We start from the raw sequence: 12,848 nt of genomic DNA on the forward strand, positions 1-12,848 counted from the left end.
CTTATACTGATGCGCATAAAACTTTTAGAATTAGCACCAAACGACTTCACGAAAAATATGGACACTATTCGGGAATTATAGTCGATATACTTTACGATCATTTTTTAGCAAAAAACTGGAATAAATATTGTGACACCCCTTTAGATGTTTACATTGAAAATTTTTATGTTTCATTGGAAGCCAATTACGACATTTTACCGTTAAGAATCCAAAAAATGATGCCTTATATGTTAACCGATAATTGGCTATTGAGTTACGCATCCATAGAAGGCATTTCGAGAGTTTTGGATGGCATGAACAGGCGCACTAAAAACCGTTCTAGCATGAATGAAGCCGTTGTAGAACTTGAAGCTTTTTATACCGAATTTGAAGCTGAATTTTCAGATTTTTTTGATGAATTAATAGCATCATCCAAGCAAAAACTAACCGAACTAAAACAAGCGCAAAATGATTAAACACATCTTAAGTATTTCAATATTACTATGCTTTTTTATTTCATGTAAAAAAACAGAAAAAACACCAATACCAGTTCAAGGCCTTATAACAAAAAATGCTATGGTAGTTTCAGCTCGTGCTGAAGCTTCAATAATAGGTAATGATATTCTTAAAAAAGGTGGTAACGCCTTTGATGCCATGTGTGCTACACAATTAGCATTAGCCGTAGCCTACCCTTTTGCCGGAAATATTGGTGGTGGTGGCTTTATGGTGTATAGAAAAACAAATGGAGATATAGGTTCTATAGATTTTAGAGAAAAAGCTCCAATGGCCGCAACTTCTAATATGTATTTGGATGAAAACGGCAATGTAATTCCAGAAAAAAGCACTTTAGGTGCTATGGCTGTTGGCGTTCCAGGGACAATTGCAGGCGTATTTGATGTTCATAAAAAGTTAGGCTCGCTACCTATTGAAGATATTTTAAAACCAGTAATTGCTTTAGCATACAAAGGCGTTGTTGTTACAAAAAAGCAAGCGGAAACTTTTAAAGCATACCAACCACTTTTTCCAAAAGCTAATAAAGACTCAATAATTTTTGATAAACATTGGAAAGAAAACGACAGCATAAAATACCCAGCATTAGCCAAAACATTCGAGCGTATTTTAAAACATGGCAGAGATGAATTTTACAAAGGCGAAACAGCCAAAATACTTGCTAAGTTTATTCAAGATAATGGAGGCATTCTTACCGAAGCAGATTTAGCTAAATATGAAGCCAAATGGAGAACTCCAATTACCTTTACATATGATGATTTAACTATTATTTCCATGGGGCCTCCATCAAGTGGCGGCGTTTGCTTAGCACAAATTTTGAAAATGCTAGAACCTTTTGATTTAGATAAATTCGGACACAACTCACTAAAAGCCATACAAACAATTGCAGAAGCCGAAAAACGTGCCTATGCTGATAGAAGTCATTATTTAGGCGATCCTGACTTTGTAGTAGTTCCAATTGACACCTTAATTAAAGAAGATTATCTAGCAAGTAGAATGGCAGATTTTTCATTTGAAAAAGCAACACCATCAAGCGCGATCTCACACGGAAACATTCAAGTTATTGAAAGTGACGAAACCACCCACTACTCTATTGTCGACCAGTTTGGAAATGCCATTGCAGCAACAACAACTTTAAATGGTGCTTATGGTTCCAAACTATATTGCTCAGAACTTGGTTTCTTTTTAAACAACGAAATGGACGATTTTAGCAGTAAACCAGGCGTACCAAATATGTTCGGACTTATTGGTGCCGAAGCCAATAAAATAGAACCTGAAAAACGCATGCTCAGCTCTATGACACCATCTATTGTTGAAAAAAATGGTAAATTGTACATGACACTTGGCACACCTGGTGGAGCAACCATAATAACCTCCGTATTACAAACCATTTTAAATGTACATGATTTTAAAATGACCATGCAAGAAGCCGTAAATGCGCCACGTTTTCATAACCAATGGTTACCAGACGAAATTAGAATGGAACCCAATAAGTTTGACAGAAACCTAGTAATAAAACTGGAGGCATTAGGATATCCTATAAATGAAAAGGACTCCCCAATATTGGGTAAGGTCGACGGAATACTTGTTTTAGATGATGACTCGTACGAGGGTGGTGCAGATTATCGAGGAGATGATACAGCTGTCGGTTTTTAAAGCTTTCCTTATCACAACCAATTCTTTATTAATAACTTAGCCGCTGTTAAACACAAAACTTAAGTGCTCTTTATGGCTGTAAAATCTAAAAAAATATTAAAAATAATAACAGGAATTATCATTTTCTTGACACTTCCTAGTTTATTATTTTTTGGTTTTTTATACTATAAGTACAACGAAGAATTACCAAAAGGAATTCAAGGAAACCAAGCCGATGCCATGGCTCAAAAAATGCTAGAAGCACTAGATTATGAGGCTTACCAAAACACCAATTATATAGAATGGACTTTCAAAAAAAGACACCATTACGAATGGAATAAAGCAAGCAACCTCTGCAATGTATATTGGAAAGAAAACAAAGTCGTTCTAGATTTAAACAACACGTTAAACAGCAAAGTTTATATCCATAATTTTAAAAACGAAAGCGAAATGGCACAAGAATTAGTGGAAAAAGCTATTTCATATTTCAATAACGATTCCTTTTGGCTGGTTGCTCCCTATAAAATTTTCGATTCAGGTGTAGAGCGCCGACTCGTAAAAACTAAAAATAACGAAAATGCCCTCTTAGCAACCTACACCTCTGGAGGCTCTGCACCTGGGGATTCCTATTTGTGGATACTCGACGATAACGGCAAACCAAAAGCCTTCAAAATGTGGACATCCATTTTACCAATTAACGGTTTAGAGGCATCTTGGAGCGATTGGAAAACAACAGAAAGTGGCGCGCAATTACCAACATTTCATAAACTTCTTGTTTTAGGTCTAGAGATTGACGACCTAAAAACAACCAAGTAAAATATTTTTTTTTGGCGCAACCCAAACGGGTCGAGCTGCCTGCCTGCAGGCAGGTCCTTTACAAGTCCTCGCTCCTTCGGGCTGGGGGGCTATCCACTTCTATTCCTTGCGCCTGTATATCCACCAAATTTCAATCTAAGTTTAAAATGCAGTAAAATTGACAACTTCCTTCTTAGAATAATTTGCTCCAATTATATCACTTTAGCGATTTTTATATTTTTATTATAAACAAATAATTAACAAAACAACAAACCAAACCCACTTCATTTTTAAACTCAAAAATTGTACCTTTGCAACTTTGCCAATTTATGAGTCAATTCACAGAGTTTATCGAAGTTAAAGGAGCACGAGTACACAATCTTAAAAACATTGATGTATCCATTCCGCGCGAAAAACTAGTAGTTATTACTGGTTTATCAGGTAGCGGGAAATCGTCCTTAGCTTTCGATACCATTTATGCCGAAGGACAACGACGTTACATAGAAACATTCTCAGCCTATGCCAGGCAATTTTTAGGTGGTTTAGAACGTCCTGATGTCGATAAAATTGATGGCCTTTCACCTGTCATTGCCATCGAGCAAAAAACAACTAGTAAATCGCCACGTTCTACAGTCGGCACCATTACAGAAATTTACGACTTTTTACGTTTGCTCTTTGCACGTGCTAGCGACGCCTACAGTTTTAATACGGGCGCAAAAATGGTTAGCTATAGCGATGAGCAAATCAAGGAACTTATAACTAACGATTTTAAAGGAAAACGCATTAATATTTTATCTCCTGTAGTTCGTTCAAGAAAAGGACATTATCGCGAATTATTCGAGCAAATAGCCAAGCAAGGTTTTGTTAAAGTAAGAACCGATGGTGACATTCGCGACATTGTAAAAGGCATGAAATTAGACCGTTACAAGAATCACGATATAGAAATTGTCATTGACAGATTGGTAATAAATGATGGTGTTGATAATGATAAACGCCTTTCCGAAACCATAAACACAGCCATGTATCATGGTGAAGATGTCCTTTTGGTAATCGACCAAGACACTAACGAGGCACGCTATTTTAGTAGAAGTTTAATGTGTCCAACTTCAGGGATTTCATACCCTAACCCAGAACCCAATAATTTTTCATTCAATTCACCTAAGGGCGCCTGTTCTAATTGTAATGGCATTGGTACTTTATATCAAATTAACGAGAATAAAATTATTCCAGACGATTCACTTTCAATAAAATCTGGAGCATTAGCACCGCATGGCCCGCAAAAAAATAGCTGGATTTTCAAACAATTTGAAACTATTGCACAACGCTTCAACTTCAAATTAACGGATGCTTATAAAGATATCCCAGAAGAAGCTAAACAAATTATTCTTTATGGCGGAAATGATAAGTTTTCAGTTGAAAGTAAAACGTTAGGAGTTACTCGCGATTACAAAATAGATTTTGAAGGCGTGGCTAACTTCATTGAAAATCAATATAAAACAGCCGAATCTAGATCTTTAAAACGTTGGGCAAAGGATTATATGGATAAAGTTGAATGTCCTGTTTGTGAAGGTTCGCGTTTACGAAAAGAATCACTTTACTTCAAAATAAACGACAAAAACATAGCTGAATTGGCTAATACTGATATTGTCGAGCTTGCAAAATGGTTTAGCACTTTAAACGAGCACCTTTCAGAAAAACAATTAAAAATTGGCGAAGAAGTTGTAAAAGAAATAAAATCTAGACTCCAGTTTTTATTGGATGTTGGCTTAGATTATTTATCCTTAAACAGAAGCTCCAAATCATTATCTGGTGGTGAAGCACAGCGTATTCGATTGGCTACCCAAATAGGCTCTCAACTTGTTGGTGTACTTTATATCCTTGATGAGCCAAGTATTGGTTTACATCAGCGCGATAATGAAAAATTAATAAGTTCTCTGATTTCACTTCGAGATATTGGTAACTCGGTAATTGTAGTTGAGCATGATAAAGACATGATTGAACGTGCAGACTACGTTATTGATATTGGTCCGCTAGCTGGAAAACATGGAGGCGAAATTATTAGTATCGGTAATCCTGACGAGTTAAAAACACACAACACGCTAACTGCCGACTACCTAAACGGCAAAAAGGAAATTGAAGTTCCTAAAAAACGTAGAAAAGGAAACGGTAAGTTTTTAGAAATTAAAGGCTGCACAGGAAATAACTTAAAAAACGTTTCAGTAAAATTTCCTTTAGCAAAAATGATAGGTGTTACTGGAGTTTCCGGTAGCGGTAAATCTACGTTAATTAATGAAACCCTTTACCCTATTCTAAACGCGTATTATTTTAATGGCGTAAAAAAACCAATGCCATACAAAAGCATTAAAGGTTTAGAGCATATTGATAAAGTTATTGATATTAACCAATCGCCAATAGGCAGAACGCCACGTAGTAATCCTGCGACTTATACAGGCACGTTTGGCGAAATTAGAGCCTTATTTGCTAAAATTCCCGAAGCTATGATTCGTGGTTATAAAGCCGGTCGTTTTAGCTTTAACGTAAAAGGTGGTCGTTGCGAAACCTGTCAAGGCGGAGGTTTACGCGTTATTGAAATGAATTTTCTTCCAGATGTTTATGTGGAATGTGAAACTTGCCAAGGCAAACGTTTTAACCGTGAAACTCTAGAAATTCGCTACAAAGGAAAAAATATTAGCGATGTATTGAATATGACTATGAATGAAGCCGTTGAATTCTTCGAGCATATTCCTAAAATACATAAAAAGCTAAAAACAATTAAAGATGTTGGTTTGGGCTATATTACTTTAGGACAACAAAGCACCACGCTTTCTGGTGGTGAAGCACAACGTATAAAACTAGCTACCGAACTCTCAAAAAGAGACACAGGTAACACCTTTTACATTCTTGATGAACCCACAACGGGCTTGCATTTTGAGGATATTAGGGTATTAATGATTGTACTTAATAAACTTGCAGACAAAGGCAATACGGTACTGATAATTGAGCACAATCTTGATGTTATTAAAACCGTAGATCATATTATTGATATTGGCTACGAAGGCGGAAAAGGCGGCGGACAAATAATTGTAGAAGGGACTCCAGAGGAAGTTATTAAACACAAAAAAAGTTACACAGCTAAGTTTCTTAAAAAAGAATTAAGTTAGCTTAGTAATTACCATAAAGTCTAAAAAATTATATTAAAAATAAAAATATGAGAAAAGAAAAGCACCATAAAGGCTGGAATGAAATAAAAACAAACGATTCTTGGGCTATTTTTAAAATCATGGGCGAATTTGTCAATGGTTTTGAAAGAATGAGTAAAATTGGGCCTTGTGTTTCAATTTTTGGGTCTGCTAGAACAAAGCCAGATACCAAATATTACAAACTAGCCGAAAGCGTTGCTAAAAAAATTGTTGAAGCCGGTTATGGCGTTATTACTGGTGGTGGTCCAGGTATTATGGAAGCCGGAAATAAGGGTGCACACTTAGGAGGTGGAACTTCAGTTGGATTAAACATTGATTTACCCTTTGAACAACATGATAACCCATACATAGACCATGATAAAAGTTTAGATTTTGATTACTTTTTTGTTAGAAAAGTTATGTTTGTTAAATACTCACAAGGCTTTGTAGTTATGCCTGGTGGTTTTGGAACGCTAGATGAGCTTTTTGAAGCGATAACCCTTATTCAAACTCATAAAATTGGTAAATTTCCAATTATTCTTGTTGGAACAGAATTTTGGCAAGGCATCATGGACTGGATAAAAATGACCCTTCTAGAAGGCTTTGGAAACATTAGTGAGAAAGATTTAGATCTCATTCATTTGGTTGATACCGAAGATGAGGTTATTGATATTCTTGATGCATTCTACAAAGATTCAGGTTTAAGCCCTAATTTTTAAAAAGAATCCATTTTTATTTTGTGACCCTAAAACACTCCAAGTAATTACAATAACTACTATGTCGGGTTATAAGCCGCTATATTTTACTATATTGCGGCGCCTTACATGAATTTATTAACCTTTAATGCTATTGAAAATTGAAAATTCACTTTTTTAATTATATCCTTTTACTCTTAATTTGCTTTTCTAGTTTTGGTCAAAACAAAATGGATGTTAAGGCCGTTTTTGACATCAACCAAAAGCAAATAAAAATTTCTCAAACTATTCATTATCAAAACACTACAAATGATGAATTGAAAACCATTTACCTTAACGATTGGAACAATAGCTACTCAACCAAAACGACGCCTTTAGCAAATCGAATTGCCGATGAATATAATAACGATTTCCATCTTGCTAAAAACGAAGACAGGGGTTTTTCTGTAATTACTTCTATTAAGCAAAATGACGTAAAATTAGAATATTCACAATTAAAAAACCAAATTGATATACTTAAAGTAAACTTAAAAGAACCATTAAAACCTAATGACTCCTATACCATTCAGTTAGAGTATTTGGTAAAAATTCCAAATGCAAAATTTACCAAATACGGCATTACGGATGATGGCAATATTAACTTAAGGTACTGGTATATTACACCAGCAATTTATAATGGTGAATGGCAATATTATAGTAATAAAAATTTAGATGATTTATTTATACCTAAATCCGATATTACTTTAGAAATCGAGTATCCTAACGGTTATGCTTTGACTTCAGAATTAGATATAAGTAAAACTGAACAACTCCCTAACAAACAAATAGTTAATCTAGAAGGAAATGATAGAGTAAATAATAAGTTATTTTTAAATAAAAATTCGAATTTTAGAACTATTCAAGATGAGGATTTATCAGTTATTTCGAACATTATTGATAACAATTTAGAGGTTATTGAAAAAGTTTTAATAACTGAAAAAGTAAAAGCATTTATTTTTGAAAACCTTGGTGAATACCCTCATAAAAAATTGCTGCTTTCTCAAATTGATTATGATAAGGATCCTATTTATGGATTAAATTTTTTACCAAGTTTCATAAAACCATATCCAAATAAATTTAAATACGAATTACAATTTCTAAAAATTGCATTACATAATTATTTAGAAAACACCTTACTAATAAATCCAAGAAAAGAACAATGGCTCATTGATGGTATCCAGATTTACTATTTAATGAAATATGTTGATGAGTATTATCCAGATATGAAATTTCTAGGAACCTTTGCCGATTTTTGGGGTGTAAGATCGTTTCATGCCGCAGATATGAAATTTAATGATAAATATGTCCTATCATACATGCTAATGGCTAGAACCAATAGAGACCAACCACTAACAATGGCTAAAGATTCTTTATTAAAATTCAATAAAAATATAGCTAATAAATTTAAAGCTGGTATAGGACTTAATTATTTAGACGATTTTGTAAATCATGATATTGTTGAAAATAGTATTGAATCGTTTGTAAGAGATAACAAATTAGAACCAACTACCGTAAAAGATTTTGAAAACTTCATAAAATCAAAAACAGACAAGAATATCGATTGGTTTTTTGAAGACTACTTAAATACTAGAAAAAAAATAGATTTCAAAATACAAAAAGTAAGAAAAACAGACGACTCTATAACGCTTACCATTAAAAATAAGAGTGAAAACAGTATGCCTGTTTCGTTATATTCACTCAATAACGATAGTATAGTATCAAAAATATGGGTTGAGAACATTAATGAAAGTAAAACCATTACGATTCCAAGACTGGATGCTAATAAACTTGTACTTAACTACAATAATAGCATTCCAGAATTTAATTTAAGAGACAACTGGAAATCATTAAAAGGATTCTTTTTCAACAACAAACCCTTGCAGTTTAGAGTGTTTCAAGATATAGAAGACCCTAATTACAATCAGGTGTTTTTTATGCCAATTGCAGAGTTTAATAATATCTATGATGGTATTACACTCGGCGCTAAGGCTTACAATAAAACAGTATTAAGAAAACTTTTTAATTACAAAATTGCACCACGATATTCTTTTAAATCAAGGTCTATAACAGGTGCCGCATCAGTTTTTAAAAGTCATTACATTCAAAATAGCGACCTATACACGATTCATTATGGTATTGTTGGAGGATACAGCTCCTTTGGTGAAAATTTATTTGTTAGACAAATTACCCCATCTATTCAGTTCCTTTTTAGAGAAAATGATGATTTCAGATCTAACAAAAGGAAATGGTTAAGCTTAAGATACGTAGATATTCATAGAGATGAGGATGTGAACAATATATTAACTTCTAACGAACCAAATTATAGTGTCTTTAATGTTAGATATGTTCACTCTAATGACAATTTAATTAATTTTAGTAAATGGAATACAGATTTTCAAATTGGAGAGAAGTTTAGCAAAATATCTTTAAATTATGAGTTTAGACAGCTATTTGAAAGTAATAGACAATTAAACGTACGAGCGTTTGCAGGTGCATTTCTAAGTAATAAAACAAATGTAGCCTCCGATTTTTTTAGTTTTGCTTTGGATAGACCAACCGATTATTTGTTTGATTATAACTACTTAGGACGATCTGAAGCTACTGGAATTTTTAGCCAACAATACATTGAAGCTGAAGGCGGATTCAAATCAAAATTAGGAGCCCCATTTGCGAATCAATGGATTACGACTATTAATGCTAGTACAACTCTATGGAAATATGTTTTGGCTTATGGTGATATTGGGCTAGTAAAAAACAAATCCTTCTCACCAAATTTTGTTTATGATTCAGGTATCCGAATCAATTTAGTGACAGATTATTTTGAAATTTATCTTCCAATATATTCCAATTTAGGTTGGGAAATTGGTCAACCTCGTTACGACCAAAAAATACGTTTTAAGTTTACCGCTGATCCTCAAGCACTTTTAGGACTTTTCAGAAGGCGTTGGTATTAAACGTTATTGATTAAATAATAATCACAAATACGACCTAAACGCTACATATTATTCAAAAATATTGGTAAAAATTATTATTTTTTAAGAATTTAGCAGTTGTTTAACACTGGAATTAATTGCAAAAAAGCTGTTTATTCCCTATTTTTGCGAGACTAAAGCATGAACCTATGCAACCAATAACCAACTTGAAAAACAATATATCATTCGAAGATTTTAAGGCAGAAGTCATTAATGACTATAAAATTGCTATGATAAGTCGAGAATGTAGTTTACTTGGGCGTCGTGAAGTTTTAACAGGAAAGGCCAAGTTTGGTATTTTTGGTGATGGTAAAGAAGTACCTCAGTTAGCCATGGCAAAAGCATTCAAAAAAGGCGATTGGAGATCTGGATATTACAGAGATCAAACTTTTATGATGGCCATAGGCGAATTAACGCCTGAACAATTTTTTGCAGGACTATACGCGAATACAAATATCGAATTAGAACCTATGTCAGCTGGCAGGCAAATGGGAGGTCATTTTGTAACCCATAGTTTAAACAATAATGGAAGCTGGAAAGATTTAACAAATCAGTACAATTCTAGTGCAGACATTTCTCCTACTGCTGGACAAATGCCAAGATTATTAGGTTTAGCGCAAGCATCAAAAATATTCAGAAAGGTTAAAGGTATTAATACGTCTGGTTTTTCAAAAGAAGGCAATGAAGTTGCTTGGGGGACTATTGGAAATGCAAGTACAAGCGAAGGTTTGTTTTTTGAAACTATTAATGCCGCGGGTGTATTGCAAGTACCAATGGTTATTAGTGTTTGGGATGATGAATATGGTATTTCCGTTCATGCAAGACATCAAACTACCAAAGAAAATATTTCAGAAATTTTAAAAGGTTTCCAAAGGGATAAAGACACTAAAGGTTACGAAATTTTACGCGTTAAAGGTTGGGATTATGCTAACCTTATTGAAACCTACCAAGAAGCTGGAGCCATTGCTCGAGAAGAACATGTACCCGTTTTAATTCACGTTCAAGAGTTAACGCAACCTCAAGGCCACTCAACATCTGGGTCGCATGAACGATACAAAAACGCTGAACGATTAGAATGGGAAGCTAAAAACGATTGTAACGTTAAATTACGGGAATGGATTATTGAAAACGGCATTGCAACCAACGAAGCGCTGGTAGAAATTGAAAGATCGGCTAAAAGAGATGTTCGAGACGCTCGGAAAAATGCTTGGAATACGTTTTTAAGACCTTTAAAAAAGGAGCAACAAGAATTAATTTCGATTTTCAAACAAGTAGAATCTGTTAGTGTTAATGGGGTGTTTATTGCAAAATTAAAAGATAGCTTAGTAAATATTGATGAACCAACAAGAAAAGACATGTTATCTCATGCCAGAAAAGCATTAAGATATATTGTTGGAGAATCATTTCAAGAAAAGAAAACTTTAAGCAATTGGATTAATTCTTTATTTGAACATGCTCAGCCGAAGTTTAGTTCCCATTTATATTCTGAAACACAACGTTCCAATTCAAGAATTAAAGAAATTAAAGCAACTTATGACGATGGCGCTGAGCAGGTAGATGGCAGAATCATTCTACGCGACAATTTTGATGCAATTTTTGGTAGTTATCCAGAAGCATTAGTTTTTGGTGAGGACACAGGAAATATTGGCGATGTAAATCAAGGATTAGAAGGTCTTCAAGAAAAATATGGCGAACTACGTGTTGCAGACACAGGAATTAGAGAAGCAACCATAATCGGGCAAGGTATTGGTATGGCATTACGTGGCTTAAGACCCATTGCAGAAATTCAATATTTAGATTATATTTTATATGCATTGCAAATAATTAGCGATGATTTAGCAACCTTACACTACAGAACAAAAGGTAAACAAAAAGCTCCTTTAATTATTAGAACTCGTGGGCACAGATTGGAAGGAATTTGGCATTCTGGCTCTCAAATGGGTGGTGTTTTAAACTTAGTAAAAGGTGTTAATTTATTAGTGCCAAGAAACATGACCAAAGCTGCCGGTTTCTACAACACGCTTTTACTTGGTGATGATCCAGCCATAGTAGTTGAATGCTTAAATGGATACAGACTTAAAGAAAAAATGCCTAATAATTTAGGCCATTTAAAAACACCAATTGGTGTTGTTGAGACCATAAAAGAAGGAACCGATATTACTGTGGTTTCATACGGCTCTACACTTCGTATTATTGAACAAACAGCAAAAGAGTTATTAGCCGTTGGAATTGATATAGAAATAATTGATGTTCAATCATTAATACCTTTCGATATAAACCACGATATTGTTAAAAGCATAGCCAAAACTAATAGAGTCATGATTATTGATGAGGATGTTCCTGGTGGGGCTTCTGCTTATATTTTGGATAACATTCTAAACGAACAAAACGGCTTTCAATATTTAGATAGTAGCCCAAAAACACTAACTGCTAAACCGCATAGGCCTGCGTATGGAAATGATGGCGATTATTTTTCAAAACCTTCCGCAGAAGATATTTATGAAGCAATTTATGAGGTTATGCACGAATTGAATCCTAATGATTTTCCTAAATTAAGATAGTTCTTTTTCTATATGAAAGCAGTATCAGCAGTAACTATAAAAAAAGAATTACAACATCAATCTAAGGAAGAATTAATCACACTTTGCTTAAGATTATCGCGTTTCAAAAAGGAAAACAAAGAACTACTCACCTATTTATTGTTTGAATCAGAGCATGAATCTGGTTATATTGAATCGGTAAAAGAGTATATGGATAATGAATTTGAAATTATAAACCGAGATAGCTATTTTTATATCCGAAAAAGTGTTCGTAAAATTCTTCGTAACGTAAAAAAGTTTGTACGCTATTCTCAAAGTAAAGAAACTGAAGCAGAATTACTTATTTATTTTTGTGCCATTCTAAAAGATTTCTCACCTACCATAAAACGCAGTACACAGCTTCAAAACATGTACAACCGCCAAATACTTCTTGCTAAAAAAATTGTTTCTGGTTTGCATGAAGATTTACAGTATGATTATAATTTGATGTTAGAAGATTTATAA

The 12,848-nt window shown here is 33.9% G+C and carries 8 protein-coding genes; all 8 read left to right on the forward strand.

What is annotated here, in order from left to right:
- Positions 1-455: ACP phosphodiesterase (locus tag WBN21_RS03170; RefSeq protein ID WP_424197848.1), on the forward strand; the 455-nt coding region annotated here is incomplete at its 5' end.
- Complete coding sequence (gene ggt, locus WBN21_RS03175; protein WP_424197849.1) at positions 448-2,145, forward strand: gamma-glutamyltransferase; 1,698 nt, start codon at positions 448-450, stop codon at positions 2,143-2,145. The genes WBN21_RS03170 and ggt, both read left to right, overlap by 8 nt.
- A 72-nt stretch (positions 2,146-2,217) precedes the next feature.
- On the forward strand, positions 2,218-2,940 hold the full coding sequence (locus WBN21_RS03180; protein WP_424197850.1) for a hypothetical protein: 723 nt from the start codon (positions 2,218-2,220) through the stop codon (positions 2,938-2,940).
- Between the two features lie 308 nt (positions 2,941-3,248).
- On the forward strand, positions 3,249-6,080 hold the full coding sequence (gene uvrA, locus WBN21_RS03185; protein ID WP_424197851.1) for an excinuclease ABC subunit UvrA: 2,832 nt from the start codon (positions 3,249-3,251) through the stop codon (positions 6,078-6,080).
- A gap of 47 nt (positions 6,081-6,127) precedes the next feature.
- On the forward strand, positions 6,128-6,817 hold the full coding sequence (locus tag WBN21_RS03190) for a TIGR00730 family Rossman fold protein (protein WP_424197852.1): 690 nt from the start codon (positions 6,128-6,130) through the stop codon (positions 6,815-6,817).
- 206 nt (positions 6,818-7,023) lie between these two features.
- Positions 7,024-9,786 carry a metalloprotease gene (locus tag WBN21_RS03195; RefSeq protein WP_424197853.1) on the forward strand — a complete coding sequence of 921 codons (2,763 nt, stop codon included), beginning with the start codon at positions 7,024-7,026 and terminating at the stop codon, positions 9,784-9,786.
- A gap of 167 nt (positions 9,787-9,953) precedes the next feature.
- Complete coding sequence (locus WBN21_RS03200; protein WP_424197854.1) at positions 9,954-12,365, forward strand: alpha-ketoacid dehydrogenase subunit alpha/beta; 2,412 nt, start codon at positions 9,954-9,956, stop codon at positions 12,363-12,365.
- 12 nt (positions 12,366-12,377) lie between these two features.
- The gene (locus WBN21_RS03205; RefSeq protein WP_424197855.1) at positions 12,378-12,848 is read left to right on the forward strand and encodes a hypothetical protein; all 471 of its coding nucleotides are present in this window, start codon (positions 12,378-12,380) and stop codon (positions 12,846-12,848) included.

Source organism: Algibacter sp., from assembly GCF_049667265.1.
Classification (GTDB): domain Bacteria; phylum Bacteroidota; class Bacteroidia; order Flavobacteriales; family Flavobacteriaceae; genus Algibacter_B.